This window comes from Xanthomonas sp. AM6 (genome assembly GCF_025665335.1).
Classification (GTDB): domain Bacteria; phylum Pseudomonadota; class Gammaproteobacteria; order Xanthomonadales; family Xanthomonadaceae; genus Xanthomonas_A.
The window spans coordinates 2,991,956-3,006,307 of record NZ_CP106869.1; the positions used below are offsets into that span (position 1 = coordinate 2,991,956).

Consider the following 14,352-nt stretch of genomic DNA (forward strand, 5'->3'; position numbering starts at 1 on the left):
GCGCAGGCGATCCTGCCCTGCGCCGGCGGCCTGACTCACTGCGCGCAGGTCTTCAGGCGCAGGCGGCGCGCGACGTCGCGCCAATCGAACGCGGCCACCGCCTGGTCGTCGTGCAAGGCGTAGAACGCGCCCTGCGGGAAACGCGCATCGCCACGCTGGTCCAGCCACACGCCGTCGGTGTTGGCGGTGACCTTGCCGGCGAAGGCGCCGACGTGCGCCAGCGTCCGCCGGTCGAACACATGGAACAGGCTGCGGTCCTTGAACTGGTCGGTGCCGATCCAGTAGCCGCTGCCGTCGGCGCAGGCCAGCAAGGCGATGCCCTCGGCCTGCGCCTTGTACAGGTCCGCGCCGATGTCGCGCCCGCGATAGCGGCCGTCGGCCAGGCCGTATTCGCGCAGGCGGGTGCCGCTGGCGACGTCTTCCTCGGCCAGCAGCAGGCGGTCGTGCGCCGGATCGGCGAACACCGATTCGGCGATGCGGATCGCGCCGGCGGGCGTGGTCTCGCCGAAGGTCTGGACCAGCGTCGCGCTCCAGGCGTCGCCCTGCCTGCGCAGCTGGTAGCGGCGGAACCGCTGGCCCAGCTCGGCTAGCGGCGGCACGGTTTCCTCGTCGGCGCCGAGCATGTAGTTGTCGCTGACGATGACCTCGATGCCGCCATCCTTCGGCCGCGCCCACAGCCCGTACGGCTTCTTCAGGTCCTCGGCGCCGAACAGCGCGACGGAGGCGAAACCGGGCAACGAGAACGCCTGCACGCGATGGTTGTCGCGCTCGACCACCAGCGCCAGGTCGCCGACCACGGCGATGCCGTTGGGCCGGTCCATCTGCCCTGGCGCGGCGCCCTTGCCGCCGACGGTGCGCAGGCGCTGTCCACTGGCGCCGTCGAACACCACCAGTTCGCCGCTCTTCTTGGCGGTGGTGATGACCCAACGCTGGCCCTGCGGCGTGGTCCAGCTGGCCGGCGAATCGAGGTTGTCGGCCGGGGTGAACGCGGTGAGGAAGGCTTCGGCGATCACGGCGTGCGGCAGATTGGCCGCGCTCAGCAGCGGGTCGTGTTGCGCGCCCTCGTCCGGCTCGCGGTCGGCTGCTGCCGGTTTGGCGACGGTGGTTGCCGGCGCCACCGCGGCCGGCGGCGTGCTGGCGCAAGCCGCGACCAGCGCGCATGCCAGCGCCAGCGTTCCCAGACGCAACGCCGCGCCCGTGCGCATCACAGCTTCACCCGCAGGCCGACGGCGAAGGTGCGGCCGTATTCCTCGTACTGCTGGGTATGCGAACGCGTGCCCTGGTAGCGCTCCAGCGGTTCGTCGAGCAGGTTGGAGGCGTCGAAATACAGCTGCACGGCGTCGGTGACCTGGTAGTCGAGGCTGAAGTCGAGCTGGGTGTTGGGCGCCACGAAGATATCGTAGTCGCGGGCTGCCCCCAGTTCGTCGAGGTATTCGCTGCGGTACACCGCCGACAGCCGGGTCGAGAAGCCGTCGCGCTCGTAGCCGAGAAAGGCGCTGTAGACGTTCTTGGAGGCGCGCGGCAGCGCGAAGTCCTCGCCCTGCCGGTCCTCCAGCCCCGGGTCGAACTCGGTGTGCAGCCAGGTGCCGCTGACCCCGCCGAGCAACCCGTTCCAGCCGTCGGGCAGGAACGCGAACTGCTGCTGCCAGTTGAACTCGGCGCCGTAGACCTTGGCGGTCTTGCCGTTGATCGCCATCGACACATCGTAACCGGCGTAGGCCGGATCGTTGTCGATCACCGTGTCCACGATGTAGCCGTCGATCGACTTGTGGAACAGGCCCAGCGAGACGATGCCGGTCTTGCCCAGGTAGCGCTCGAACGACAGGTCGACGTTGGTCGATTCGTAGGGATCCAGGTTCGGATTGCCCAATTCCACTTCCTCGTCGTCGTTGTTGATCGTCGCGTGCGGCGCGATCTGGCCGAAGCCGGGCCGCGACACGGTCTTGTTGAGCGCGGCGCGCAGCGCCCAGTCGTCGCCGCCGCTCCAGCGCAGGTGCAGGCCCGGCAGCACGGTGGTGTAGCTGCTGCTGGCCTGCAGCGCGCTGGCCGCGAACGACTCGCCGTCGTCGGCGAGATCGACCTGGTTGCCGCTGGCCTTGAACTGGGTGTTCTCCACGCGCACGCCGGCGATCACCCGCAATGCGCCGATGTCCCAGGTGCCCATCGCATAGGCGGCCAGCACGTCTTCCCTGGCGACGTAGTCCTCCGCCAGCGCGCCCACCGCGTTGCTGCCGACGTCGCCGTCGTCGGCGCTGTACTGGCTGCCGTTGCGCGCCCAGTAGCGGCGCATGGCCGATGAACTCAGCGCCTCGCCCAGGCTGTTGCGGCGGTGCTCCGGCGGCGCCATGGTCCAGTCGGCCAGGTCGATGCCGGGGCCTTCGGACAGTTCGCTCTCGTTCTTGTCGACGTCGCGGTCGCGCCAGCGCCCGAGCAGGCCGAACTTGTAGCTGGCGTTGTCGCCGTCGAAGCGCACGTTGATCCTGGCGCTGTACTCGTCGTCGTCGGTGCGGCTGGGCGAGAGCACGAACTTGTCAAACGCGTAGTCGTCGTTGGACACCCAGTCGTCGCCGGACAGCCCGATGGCGGGCATGCGCCGGTTCTGGTCGATGGTCGCGTCGAGGTCGTCGCCGTCGTATTCGAAGCGCGCCTCCTTCTCGTCGTTCACCCGCTCGCGGGTCTTGGTGTAGCCGGCCTGGTAGTCCAGCACCGCGCCACTCAGGCGGTTCTCGCCGCCGAAACTCGCCGCCAGCGTGTCCTGCCGCTTGGTGCGGTAGCGCACCCGCTTGGAGATCTCGTCGACCGGCGCCGCGTAGATGCCGTCGCCGTTGGCCTCGATGTCGTCGGCATCGAACGCGATCACCGTGTTCTGGCGGGTCTCGGCGTCCTCGAAGCTGCTGAACAGGGTGCGCAGGTAGTAGCGGTTGTCCTGGTCCGGATGCCAGTCCAGGTTGAGGTTGGCGCCGATGCGCTTGCGGTCGATGTGGTACTTGCGGCGCTGCTGCTCGACCATGACCAGGTCGCCGCCGTCGATCGCGTCGTACTCGCCTTCGGTGTTGTCGGACTGGAATTCGCGGTCCTGGTAGTTCAGGCCCAGCGCGATGCCGAACGTGTCGTCGGCGAACAGGTCGCTGTAGTTGAACGAGGCCTTGGGGCTGGTCTTGTCGCTGAGCTGCTGGTGGTTGGCCTCGAGCTTGGCGCGGATGCTGCGGCCGTCGCGGTCGAACGCCGCGGCCGACTCGACCAGGATCGCGCCGCCGATCGCATCGCCGGGCATGTCCGGCGTCGGCGACTTCACCACCTTCAGCCGCTCGGTGGATTCGGACGGGATCACGTCCATCGGCGCGGCGCGGTTGTCGCTCTCCGGGGTGCCGATGGCGATGCCGTCGACGCTGACGCTGTTGAGCGCCGCGTCCAGCCCGCGCACCACCACGAAGCGGCCCTCGCCCTGGTCGCGGGTGACGCTGATCCCGGGCAGGCGCTGCAGCGACTCGGCCACGTTCTGGTCGGGATAGTCGCCGACCTCGTCGGCCGAGACCGCGTCCAGGATCGCGTCGGACTCACGCTTGAGGTCCACCGCGCGGGCCTGCGCCTCCAGTTGCGGGCGGACCTCGATCCGGTCCAGGTCGGTCGCCGCATCGGCGGCGGCGGCCTGCGCGCCGGAAGCGGCGCAGGCCGCGCTGAGGCCGAACGCGATCGCCACGAACAGCGGAGTCTTGGTATGCACGGAAGCGAATCCCCATCAACGTTAAGAATGGGGAAACAACATATTTCCGACACGTTGCGTGCTAGTGACACGCCGCCGCCCGATGCAGCCGCTGGCGGCCGCCGAGCCCGCTGCGGCACACTGTGCGCCTCCCCGTCGCGAGCGTGCCCATGAAGATCGTCGAAGTCCGCCACCCCCTGGTGCAGCACAAGATCGGCCTGCTGCGCGACGCCGCGCTGAGCACCAAGGGCTTCCGCGAACTGGTCACCGAACTGGGCACCCTGCTCGGCTACGAAGCCACCGCCGACCTGGAGACGGAGACGCACACGATGGACGGCTGGGCCGGCCCCACCCAGGTGCAGCGCATCGCCGGGGCCAAGATCACCCTGGTGCCGATCCTGCGCGCGGGGCTGGGCATGCTGCCCGGCGTACTGGCCTTGATCCCGGCGGCGCGGGTCAGCGTGGTCGGCCTGCAGCGCGACGAGGAGACGCTGCAGCCGGTGCCCTACTTCGAGCGCCTGACCGGCCGCCTGGAAGAACGCGACGCGCTGATCCTGGACCCGATGCTGGCCACCGGCGGCACCCTGATCGCCACCGTGGACATGCTCAAGCGCGCCGGCGCGCGGCGGATCAAGGGCATCTTCCTGGTCGCCGCGCCGGAAGGGCTGAAGGCGCTGGAGGCGGCGCACCCGGACGTGGAGGTCTACACCGCCGCGATCGACGACCACCTCAACGACAGGGGCTACATCCTGCCCGGCCTCGGCGATGCCGGCGACCGGATCTTCGGCACGCGGGTGGGTTGAATTCCGGCGGTCCGCGCCGGTGAAGTGCGGGCGCTTCTGCAGCGGCGATGGCACGCCAGCGCTTGTGGGAGGGGCTTCAGTCCCGACTGGGTACCCTACCCGGCGATGCCACTGTTCCGCTCGGTGCGAATGATGGCCCGAGGCTACCCTGACCTTCGGACAGCCGGGCGGGTGCCCTGTAGGAGGGCTTCGGCCCCGACAGTTTTCCGGAGCTGGAAAGGTCACCGCTTCGTTCGTCGCGACTGAAGTCGCTCCTACAAGGGACCTTCGGATATCTGGCTGGATGCCCCTTGTGGGAGGGCTTCAGCCTCGACACTTTCCGGAGCTGGAAAGGTCACCGCTTCGTTCGTCGCGACTGAAGTCGCTCCTGCAACGGTCCTTCGGATATCCGGCTGGATGCCCCTTGTGGGAGGGCTTCAGCCTCGACACTTTCCGGAGCTGGAAAGGTCGCCGCTTCGTTCGTCGCGACTGAAGTCGCTCCTACAAGGGGGGACCTTCGGATATCTGGCTAGGTGTCCCTTGTGGGAGGGCTTCAGCCTCGACACTTTCCGGAGCTGGAAGAGCGCCGCTTCGCTCGTCGCGACTGAAGTCGCTCCTCCATGGCGTCGCCGACCAGGCCGCCGGCTCGGATAGTCGCGATCCGACGCGACGACGGCACGCGGCCGGAGCCGAGGCGTCGGCCGCGCGGGCTCAGCGCTGCAGGACCTGCAGCGCGGCGCTCACGTACACCAGCGGCGCGTTCCAGTTGATCGCCACTTCGTTGCTGGCGTAGCTGCATTCGGCGTCCAGGTAGGACAGCGCCGGCAGCGACGAGGCGTAGGCGTGCTTGCACTCCTTGGCGTCCTGCTGGCCCGGCTGCGGGCCGCCGACCAGCAGGCCAGGCACCGGCGTGGCGACGCCGTCGGCGATGGAGATGCGATGGTGGATGTGCATCGGCGCGCGCGCGCCGATGCCGGTGACGAAGGACATGCCCAGCGGATTGCGCCCAAGCACGTAATCCAGCTGCGACTGCGCGGCCTGCAGATACTCCGGCTTGCGCTGCAGCTGATACGCCTGCAACAGCAGCATCGCCTGGTTCAGCGCGGTGCTGTTGCTGCCCCAGTGGAAGTCGGCCGGGGCCATCGCCACCTTCCACGCCGACTCCTGCCAGACCTGCAGCAGGTGCGTGGCCACGCCGTCGATCTCGCGGGCGATGCGCGCCTGGTCGGCGTGCGCGGTCAGCCGCGCGCGGTGCTGCGCCAGCGACATCCACGCCAGCCCGCCCACCGAGCCCCAGTTCGGCACGCTCGCCGGCACCTTGCGCGCCATCGCCGCGTCGTAGAACGCGTCCTCGCCGGTGGCCAGGTACAGCTCGGTCGCGGCCCAGGCGAACTCGTCGTCGAGCTTGTCGTCGTCGTAGCCGCCGGTATGCACGTCCGCCGGCTGCCGGTACACCGCGTCCGGATGCGCCTGCGCCCAGGCCCAGGCGCGGCGCGAAGCCTGCAACATGCGCTTGGACACGCCGCCGAAGCGGTCGTCGAACGGGGCGTAGATGCGGCTGGCCTGGGCCATCACCGCGGCGAAGTCGAGCGTGGCCGCGGTGCTCTTCTGCACCACGTAGCGCGGCGCGCGCGCCTGGTCGGGCATCTGCATGCCGCCGAAGTCCAGGTTGGTCAGCTTGTGGTACACGCCGCCGTCGCCGGGATCCTGCATCGCCAGCAGCCACTGCAGGTTCCAGTCGACCTCGCGCAGGATGTCCGGCACGCCGCCGCCGCTGTCCGGGATGCCTTCCTTGTGCGCGGCGAAATACGCCGGGAACTGCTCGTAGGCGGCCAGCAGCGTGTACACGGTGATGCCGGAATTGACCACGTACTTGTTGTAGTCGCCGGCGTCGTACCAGCCCTTGGGCGCGGAGATCACGGTGCCGGCCGGGCGCCCGGGCGAGGCCGCCGAGGCATGGACCAGCACGTGCGTGTCCGGATGCCCTTCGGCGCGCGCATGGCGGCCGGCGTACTCGCCCGTCAGCGCGGTGCTGGCGCGGTTGTAGTAATAGGCCTTCAGCGCCGCGCGCGTCACCGTCTCGTAGGCGTCGGCGCCGATGGCGAAGCTGTCCGACGGCGGCAGCCCGTCCACGCGCAGGCGATAGCGGCCGGGCGCGCGCAGCGCGGAGAAGTCGGCGATGCGCACTGTCTGCTGCGCCGGCGCCCAGGTCGCCGCCGGCCCCAGCGTGCCGTGCAGCACCACCTTGCCCGAGTCGGCATGCTCGATCGCGAACGTGTCGCCATGGCCATCGGGCACCACCGCGAGCTTGCTGGCGGCCGGCAGGTAGCCGACCTGGTTGAGCCGGATCGGCGACGGCATGGCGGCATCCTCGGAGCGCGAGGCGCAGCCGCCGACGACCAGGCAGGCGAGAAGCAGGCAACGCAAGGCGGCAGGCAGGCTGTTCATGCGTCGATACTGGCCGGCGGCGATGACGGCTGCAAGCGCGGCGCGGCGGGCTTTCAGCCGCCAGCCGGGATGCTCGCGCCCAGGGCCGTCGACGTGATCGGACACGCCACGCCCGGGCGCGGGCGCGCAGGCAAGCGCGAGGAACCTCATGCCGACGAGCGATCGAGGCGATCGCGCTGTTGCGCACAGGCCAAGCCCCGTCGCTTTAAGTTGCCATGTGCGTCGCCCGGGCGGCCGCGCGTGACCCGGACTGGCGGACAGCCCGTCGCTTCGCCACGCCGGCCTGCGCGCCTGGCGCCACACAGCGCGACCTGCCCCGTCGCGCCGACGTCCCTAGCCCGTCAGCGACCGCGCCTGCAGCGCCGGCAGTTCGTGGGTGGTGACGAAGCGGCCCTTGCCGTCGCGCGCCAGCTGCGCCAGCGCGCAGTCCGGGTCGTGGGTAAAGAACAGGTGCACGTTGCGCGCCAGCGCGTCCTCCAGGAACGCGCGCTTCTCGTCGATCAACAGTTCGGCGTTGCGGTCGTAGCCCATCGTGATCGGCACGTGCACCCAGGAGCGTCCGGGGATCAGGTCGGCACAGAACGCGACGCCGCCATGCGCCTGGCCGTCGGCCTGCCGCGCGCCGACGATCTCGGCCAGCATCAGCCCCGGCGTATGCCCGTCGCTGAAACGGAAGCGCACCGCCTCGCCCAGCGTGCGCGAATGCTCGCCGTCGACCAGTTCCAGGCGGCCGCTGGCCTCGAGCAGGCCGGGCAACTCGGGAATGAAGCTGGCGCGGTCGCGCGGATGCGGCTGCAGCGCGCGCTGCCAGTGCGCCGCACCGACCAGGAAGCGCGCGTTCGGGAACAGCAGCTCAGGCGCCGCGCCCTCGCGCCAAGGCGCCAGCAAGCCGCCGGCGTGGTCGAAGTGCAGATGGCTCAGCACCACCACGTCGATGTCGGTATGCGCCACGCCGGCCTCATGCAGCGAATCCAGCAGCACGTGACGGTCTTCCTGCACGCCGTAGCGCGCGCGCAGCGCCGGCGCGAAGAACGCGCCGATGCCGGTCTCGAACAGCACCGTCTTGCCGGCCAGCGGGCGCGCCAGCAGCGCGCGGCAGGCCAGCGCGATGCGGTTGCCGTCGTCCGGGGCGGCCCACTGCTGCCACATCGCCTTGGGCGCGTTGCCGAACATCGCGCCGCCGTCGAGTTTCTGGGAGTTGCCTTGGATGGACCAGAGCTTCATTGCCGGGATTCGGGATTGGGGATTCGCAACAGCGGACGGCGAGCGGCTCAGCGGGCCGGCGTTGCCAGCTGCAGGACTTCCGCGCTGCCGACTTCGTTGCGGGGGTCGCTGCCGCCGCTGAGCGTGTTGCTGCGCCTGTCCCATTCCACCGTCTGCAGGTTGCCCCAGACGTGGCTGGAACCGCGGCCGCCCTCGGCGCTGTCGCCCGGCAACTTGAGCGTGTGGCCCATCGCCTGCAACCCCTGCACGGTGGCCGCGTCGAAGGTGCCGGTCTCCGCCTCGATCACGTCCGGCAGCCACTGGTGGTGGTAGCGCGGCAACGCGGCGACCTGCTGCGCGCTCAGGCCGTCGTCGTAGCCGAGGATGCCGAGCAGCACCATGGTGATGATGCGGCTGCCGCCCGGGGTGCCGAGCACGATGGTCTTGTCGGCGTTCTCCATGAAGGTCGGCGTCATCGAGCTGAGCGGGCGCTTGCCCGGCTTGGGCGCGTTGGCCGCGTAGCCCATCACCCCGAACGCGTTGGGCGTGCCGGGCTTGAGCGCGAAGTCGTCCATCTCGTCGTTGAGCAGCACGCCGGTGCCCTTGGGGATCAGCCCGGAGCCGAACAGCAGGTTCACGGTCTGGGTCGCGCCGACGCGGTTGCCCTCGCCGTCGATGATCGAGAAGTGGGTGGTCTCGTCGTCCTCCAGCGGGGTCGGCTGGCCCGACAGCAGGTCGCTGGGCGTGGCCTTTTCCGGGTTGATGGTCGAGCGCAGGCCGATCGCGTAGTCCTTGCTCAGCAGCACGCGCTGCGGCACCGCGGTGAAGTCCGGATCGCCCAGGAAGAAGGTGCGGTCGCGGTAGGCGCGGCGCATCGCCTCCACCACCAGGTGGGTGCGGTGCACCGGGTCCATCGCCTTCAGGTCGTAGCCTTCCAGGATCTGCAGCATGCCGGCCAGGGCGATGCCGCCGGAGGACGGCGGCGGCGCGGTGGTGATGGTCCAGCCCTTGTACTCGAACTGGATCGGCGTGCGCTGCTTGACCGTGTAGCCGGCCAGTTCCTCGGCGGTCCAATGGCCGCCGGCCTGCTTGACCCCGGCCAGCAGCTTCTTGGCGGTGGCGCCGCGGTAGAAGCCGTCGAAGCCCTTGTCGGCCAGCAGTTGCAGCGTCCCGGCCAGTTCCGGCTGCTTGAACAGGTCGCCCTCGGCGATCGGCTTGCCGTTGCGCAGGTAGACCTCGCGGGTGCCGGGATAGCGCTCCATCACCTTGCGCCGCGACTGGTAGCCCTCGGCCATGCGCCGGTACACCGGGAAGCCCTCGCGGGCGATGCGGATCGCCGGCGCCAGCGACTGCCGCAGCGGCAACCGGCCGTGCCGGGTCGCCAGTTCCACCAGCGCCGCCGGCAGGCCGGGAATGCCGGCCGACCACGGGCCGTTGACCGAGCGGTCGCGGTCAAGCGCCCCCTTGGGATCGAGGAACTTGTCCGGCGTGGCCGCTTCCGGCGCGTATTCGCGCGCGTCCAGCATCGTGTCCTTGCCGGTCTTGGCGTCGTGCAGCAGGAAGAACCCGCCGCCGCCCAGGCCGGAACTGATCGGCTCGACCACCGCCAGCGTCGAGGACACCGCCACCGCCGCGTCGAACGCGTTGCCGCCCTCGCGCAGGATCTGCAGGCCGGCGTCGGTGGCCAGGCGGTGGCCGCTGGCGACGGCGGCGCCGGGCGGATGCGTGGCGGCGGCGGCCGGCGCCTCGGCCCATGCCGGCGGCGCCAGGACCAGGGCGAGCAGCAGGACACGGCGAACGAGCGTTCTCATGCGGCGGGGGACTCCGGTTGGTACAGCTCGGGATGGTCGCGTTGCAGCTGCAGCAGCTTGGCCAGCAACTGGTCGTGGCTCTCCGGGATGGCCGGATCCGGGTCGATGCATTCGACCGGGCACACCACCACGCACTGCGGCTCATCGAAATGGCCGACGCATTCGGTGCAACGGGCCGGATCGATCACGTAGATCGTCTCGCCCATCGCGATGGCCTGGTTCGGGCAGGCCGGCTCGCAGACGTCGCAGTTGACGCAGAGCTCGTTGATCTTGAGGGACATTTCGCAGGATTCGGCACTAACCCGGGCATCTTACCGGATCGGACCGGTCGCTCCCGCGAACGGCGCGGCGGCGGCGCGGAACGCAGCGTTCGCCCTGGTGTGGGCGCGGCCAGCGCCGCGCGGTTCCAGGCACAGCCGGCCGGCACTGGAAGAGCCCGTCCTGCGACGATCGGAGAGCGGATCGGCAGGCATCGCCAGGCATTCGGCGATACCGCAGGCGACCGAGCTTGCGTCAGCCGCATCGGGGTAGCGGCCGCAGACGGCCGCCGCCCTATGCGGCCCGCCGCGCCGAACGCCTGGCGGGCCGCGAGGCCGGCGCGCCCGGGCGGGCACGCCGGCGTTGCGTCACTTCGCTTCGACGAAGATGTACTCGGCGCCGGTCGGCTGCACCACCGCCTGCACGCGGGCGTTGTCGGCGGCGGCGCCGATGTAGACCACGCGCACGCCCTTCATCGTGTTCGGCTCGACCTTGGCGAACGCGGCGGCGATCAGGTCGGCCATCTTGGCCGAGGCCGAGGAACCGAACGCCAGCATGTTGCCCGGCTGGATGCCGCGGCCGATGGCGGTGGTGGCGCTTTCGACCTGGCGCTCGTACTTGGCCTGGAACTCCGGGTCCGACTCCGGCGGCAGGTAGTACAGGAACGGGCTGTTGGTGACGTTGCCCATGTTCTGGATCGCCACTTCCTGCAGGTACTTCTTCCAGCCGGCATCGTCGTCCTTGGACGGCGCCACCAGCGCCTGCTGCGCGTCGGCGACCGGCTTGGCGGCCTCTTCCTTCTTGCAGGCGGCAACGCCCAGCGCCAGCGAGGCGATCAGCAGCACGCGTACGGTGTTCTTCATGGATGGCTCCCTCTTTGTTGTCTGTGAATGACGGACGGCTCAGCGCTGCGCCGCGGCCTGGCGGGCCTGGACCAGCGCCTGCACCACCGACGGCGGCACGAAGCCGGACACGTCCCCGCCCAGCCGCGCGATCTCGCGCACCAGCGACGACGAAATGAAACTGTGTTGCTCGGCCGGGGTAAGGAACAACGTTTCCACCTCCGGGATCAGATGCCGGTTCATGCTCGCCATCTGGAACTCGTATTCGAAATCCGACACCGCGCGCAGGCCGCGCAGCAGCACCCCGCCGCCGACCGAGCGCACGAAATGCGCCAGCAGCGTATCGAAGCCGATCACGTCCACGTTGCGGTGCCCGGCCAGCGCCTCGCGGGCCAGGTTCACGCGCAGTTCCAGCGGCAGCGTCGGGCCCTTGGACGGGCTCTGCGCCACGCCCACCACCACCTGCTCGAACAGCGGCGCGGCCCGGTTGACCAGGTCGATGTGGCCGTTGGTGATCGGATCGAAGGTCCCGGGATAGACGGCGATGCGGCTGTGGGCCACGGTCATGCGCTGGATACCGCGTGAAGGTCGCCGGGAAGTGTAGCAGCGGCGCGGCGGTACAGGGCAGCGCGGACCTCGCGGCTGCCGCCCTCGCGGTACAGCGCCCACTGCGCCGGCAGCGCGGGCGCGTGCCCGGCCGGCGATTCCACGTACAGCCAGGCGCCGGCGGCCAGCCGCGCCGGCAACGCCTGCAGCACCGCGTCCCACAGCCCGGCGGCGAACGGCGGGTCGACGAAAGCGATGTCGGCCGGGGCGTCGGCGCTTGGCGCCGCCAGCCAGCGCAGCGCGTCGTTCTGCACCACCTGCACCTGCGCCTGGGCCTGCAACCTGGCGACCGTGGCGCGCAGCTGCGCGGCCAGCGTCGGGTCGCGCTCGACCAGGCAGGCCGCCGCCGCGCCGCGCGACACCGCCTCCAGGCCGAGCGCGCCGCTGCCGGCGAACAGGTCCAGCACGCGCGCGCCGGGCAGCACCGGCAGCAGCCAGTTGAACAGGGTCTCGCGGACCCGGTCCGAGCTCGGGCGCAGGCCCGGCAGGTCCGGCACCGGCAGCCGCGTGTTGCGCCAGCGCCCACCGATGATGCGCACCTGGCCGGTGCCGGCGCGGCTCATCGGCGGCCTCGCCAGGGCAAGGCATCGGCAGGGAACGGGTGCGGGCTCGGCATCGACGGCGGCGGCACGGAACGGGGCCCGGATGATAGACCAGCGCCGCGGCCGCCGCTTGCGCCGCCCGCGCTTGAAGCCGGACCCGGCCGCCACCATCTCCGCTGGCAGAGCCGTGCCCTCCTCCGCGCGGCCAGCCATCACCATGGAGCAAGCACCGATGAGCGTGGAAACCCAAAAAGAAACCCTGGGCTTTCAGACCGAGGTCAAGCAGCTGTTGCAGCTGATGATCCACTCCCTGTATTCCAACAAGGAGATCTTCCTGCGCGAGCTGATCTCCAATGCCTCCGACGCGGCCGACAAGCTGCGCTTCGAGGCGCTGGTCAAGCCCGAGCTGCTGGACGGCGACGCGCAGTTGCGCATCCGCATCGGCTTCGACAAGGACGCCGGCACCGTCACCATCGACGACAACGGCATCGGCATGAGCCGCGAGGAGATCGTCTCCCACCTGGGCACCATCGCCAAGTCTGGTACCTCCGAGTTCCTCAAGCACCTGTCCGGCGACCAGAAGAAGGATTCGCACCTGATCGGCCAGTTCGGCGTGGGCTTCTACAGCGCATTCATCGTCGCCGACCAGGTCGACGTGTACAGCCGCCGCGCCGGGCTGCCGGCCGGCGAAGGCGTGCACTGGTCCTCGCGCGGCGAAGGCGAGTTCGAGGTCGCCACCATCGACAAGCCCGAGCGCGGCACCCGCATCGTGCTGCAGCTGAAGGAAGGCGAGGACGGCTTCGCCGACGGCTGGAAGCTGCGCGGCATCGTGCGCAAGTATTCAGACCACATCGCCCTGCCGATCGAACTGCCGAAGGAGCACTACGGCGAGGACAAGGACAAGCCGGAACCCCCCGAGTGGGAAACCGTCAACCGCGCCAGCGCGCTGTGGACGCGGCCGCGCAACGAGATCAAGGACGAGGAGTACCAGGAGCTGTACAAGCACATCGCGCACGACCACGAGAACCCGGTGGCGTGGAGCCACAACAAGGTCGAGGGCAAGCTCGAGTACACCTCGCTGCTGTACGTGCCCGGCCGCGCGCCGTTCGACCTGTACCAGCGCGACGCCTCGCGCGGGCTCAAGCTGTACGTGCAGCGCGTCTTCATCATGGACCAGGCCGAGCAGTTCCTGCCGCTGTACCTGCGCTTCGTCAAGGGCATCGTCGATTCCAGCGACCTGCCGTTGAACGTGTCGCGCGAGATCCTGCAGTCCGGCCCGGTGATCGACTCGATGAAGTCGGCGCTGAGCAAGCGCGCGCTGGACATGCTGGAGAAGCTGGCCAAGGACGACCCCGAACGCTACAAGACCGTGTGGAAGAACTTCGGCCAGGTGCTGAAGGAAGGCCCGGCCGAGGACTTCGGCAACCGCGAGAAGGTCGCCGGCCTGCTGCGCTTCGCCTCCACCCACAGTGGCGACGCCGAGCAGAGCGTGGCCCTGGCCGACTACGTGGCACGGATGAAGGACGGCCAGGACAAGCTGTACTACCTGACCGGCGAGAGCTACGCGCAGATCAAGGACAGCCCGCACCTGGAAGTGTTCCGCAAGAAGGGCATCGAAGTGCTGCTGCTCACCGACCGCATCGACGAGTGGCTGATGAGCTACCTCACCGAGTTCGACGGCAAGTCCTTCGTCGACGTCGCCCGCGGCGACCTGGACCTGGGCAAGCTCGACAGCGAGGAAGAGAAGCAGGCCATGGAAGAAGCGGCCAAGGCCAAGCAGGGCCTGGTCGAGCGCATCCAGCAGGCGCTGGGCGAGGACGTCTCGGAAGTGCGGGTCTCGCACCGCCTGACCGATTCGCCGGCGATCCTGGCCATCGGCCAGGGCGACCTGGGCCTGCAGATGCGGCAGATCCTGGAAGCCAGCGGACAGAAACTGCCGGAGAGCAAGCCGGTGTTCGAGTTCAACCCGGCGCATCCGCTGATCGAAAAGCTGGACGCGGAAGCCGACGGCGAGCGCTTCGGCGACCTTGCCCGGGTGCTGTTCGACCAGGCTGCGTTGGCGGCTGGCGACAGCCTCAAGGATCCGGCTGCGTATGTGCGGCGGCTCAACAAGCTGTTGTTGGAATTGTCGGCGTAAGCGGCGGCGTCCCGCCCTGC

At 69.8% G+C, this 14,352-nt stretch carries 11 protein-coding genes; 2 read left to right on the top strand and 9 right to left on the bottom strand.

Annotated features, from left to right (window positions below; genetic code table 11):
* Positions 1-35 precede the first annotated feature (35 nt).
* Positions 36-1,205 carry a phytase gene (locus OCJ37_RS12620; protein ID WP_263109801.1) on the bottom strand — a complete coding sequence of 390 codons (1,170 nt, stop codon included), beginning with the start codon at positions 1,203-1,205 and terminating at the stop codon, positions 36-38.
* Positions 1,205-3,724, bottom strand: coding sequence for a TonB-dependent receptor (locus tag OCJ37_RS12625; RefSeq protein ID WP_263109802.1), 2,520 nt, complete (start codon positions 3,722-3,724; stop codon positions 1,205-1,207). Before OCJ37_RS12625 ends, OCJ37_RS12620 begins: the two co-directional genes overlap by 1 nt.
* Positions 3,725-3,873: 149 nt before the next feature.
* Here OCJ37_RS12625 and upp point away from each other — a divergent pair, with 149 nt between their 5' ends.
* Positions 3,874-4,506 (top strand): uracil phosphoribosyltransferase, encoded by a 633-nt coding sequence (gene upp, locus OCJ37_RS12630; protein WP_263109803.1) that lies wholly within the window; start codon positions 3,874-3,876, stop codon positions 4,504-4,506.
* A gap of 690 nt (positions 4,507-5,196) precedes the next feature.
* On the opposite strand, the gene OCJ37_RS12635 is transcribed toward upp, so the two are convergent.
* The 7 genes from OCJ37_RS12635 to rsmD all read right to left on the bottom strand — a co-directional run bounded on the left by OCJ37_RS12635 (position 5,197) and on the right by rsmD (position 12,216).
* Positions 5,197-6,933 (bottom strand): glycoside hydrolase family 9 protein, encoded by a 1,737-nt coding sequence (locus OCJ37_RS12635; protein ID WP_317633191.1) that lies wholly within the window; start codon positions 6,931-6,933, stop codon positions 5,197-5,199.
* 333 nt (positions 6,934-7,266) lie between these two features.
* Positions 7,267-8,157, bottom strand: coding sequence for an MBL fold metallo-hydrolase (locus OCJ37_RS12640; protein ID WP_263109804.1), 891 nt, complete (start codon positions 8,155-8,157; stop codon positions 7,267-7,269).
* Between the two features lie 47 nt (positions 8,158-8,204).
* Positions 8,205-9,947, bottom strand: coding sequence for a gamma-glutamyltransferase (gene ggt, locus OCJ37_RS12645; protein ID WP_263109805.1), 1,743 nt, complete (start codon positions 9,945-9,947; stop codon positions 8,205-8,207).
* On the bottom strand, positions 9,944-10,228 hold the full coding sequence (locus OCJ37_RS12650; protein ID WP_263109806.1) for a YfhL family 4Fe-4S dicluster ferredoxin: 285 nt from the start codon (positions 10,226-10,228) through the stop codon (positions 9,944-9,946). Before OCJ37_RS12650 ends, ggt begins: the two co-directional genes overlap by 4 nt.
* Positions 10,229-10,573: 345 nt before the next feature.
* Positions 10,574-11,068, bottom strand: coding sequence for a hypothetical protein (locus OCJ37_RS12655; RefSeq protein WP_263109807.1), 495 nt, complete (start codon positions 11,066-11,068; stop codon positions 10,574-10,576).
* A 39-nt stretch (positions 11,069-11,107) separates the two neighbouring features.
* A complete protein-coding gene (gene coaD / locus OCJ37_RS12660) occupies positions 11,108-11,614 on the bottom strand; it encodes a pantetheine-phosphate adenylyltransferase (RefSeq protein WP_263109809.1) in 507 nt (168 codons plus the stop codon).
* Positions 11,611-12,216: a 16S rRNA (guanine(966)-N(2))-methyltransferase RsmD gene (rsmD, locus tag OCJ37_RS12665; RefSeq protein WP_263109810.1), complete on the bottom strand. Its 606-nt coding sequence runs from the start codon at positions 12,214-12,216 to the stop codon at positions 11,611-11,613. Before rsmD ends, coaD begins: the two co-directional genes overlap by 4 nt.
* 211 nt (positions 12,217-12,427) lie before the next feature.
* Here rsmD and htpG point away from each other — a divergent pair, with 211 nt between their 5' ends.
* Positions 12,428-14,332, top strand: coding sequence for a molecular chaperone HtpG (gene htpG, locus OCJ37_RS12670; protein WP_263109812.1), 1,905 nt, complete (start codon positions 12,428-12,430; stop codon positions 14,330-14,332).
* Positions 14,333-14,352 lie beyond the last annotated feature (20 nt).

What these genes read in the sequence shown, in the direction of transcription:
- OCJ37_RS12620 (WP_263109801.1), bottom strand. Translation starts at nt 1,205, where the DNA reads ATGCGCACGGGCGCGGCGTTGCGTCTGGGAACGCTGGCGCTGGCATGC.
- upp (WP_263109803.1), top strand. Translation starts at nt 3,874, where the DNA reads ATGAAGATCGTCGAAGTCCGCCACCCCCTGGTGCAGCACAAGATCGGC.
- OCJ37_RS12635 (WP_317633191.1), bottom strand. Translation starts at nt 6,933, where the DNA reads ATGAACAGCCTGCCTGCCGCCTTGCGTTGCCTGCTTCTCGCCTGCCTG.
- OCJ37_RS12640 (WP_263109804.1), bottom strand. Translation starts at nt 8,157, where the DNA reads ATGAAGCTCTGGTCCATCCAAGGCAACTCCCAGAAACTCGACGGCGGC.
- ggt (WP_263109805.1), bottom strand. Translation starts at nt 9,947, where the DNA reads ATGAGAACGCTCGTTCGCCGTGTCCTGCTGCTCGCCCTGGTCCTGGCG.
- OCJ37_RS12650 (WP_263109806.1), bottom strand. Translation starts at nt 10,228, where the DNA reads ATGTCCCTCAAGATCAACGAGCTCTGCGTCAACTGCGACGTCTGCGAG.
- OCJ37_RS12655 (WP_263109807.1), bottom strand. Translation starts at nt 11,068, where the DNA reads ATGAAGAACACCGTACGCGTGCTGCTGATCGCCTCGCTGGCGCTGGGC.
- coaD (WP_263109809.1), bottom strand. Translation starts at nt 11,614, where the DNA reads ATGACCGTGGCCCACAGCCGCATCGCCGTCTATCCCGGGACCTTCGAT.
- rsmD (WP_263109810.1), bottom strand. Translation starts at nt 12,216, where the DNA reads ATGAGCCGCGCCGGCACCGGCCAGGTGCGCATCATCGGTGGGCGCTGG.
- htpG (WP_263109812.1), top strand. Translation starts at nt 12,428, where the DNA reads ATGAGCGTGGAAACCCAAAAAGAAACCCTGGGCTTTCAGACCGAGGTC.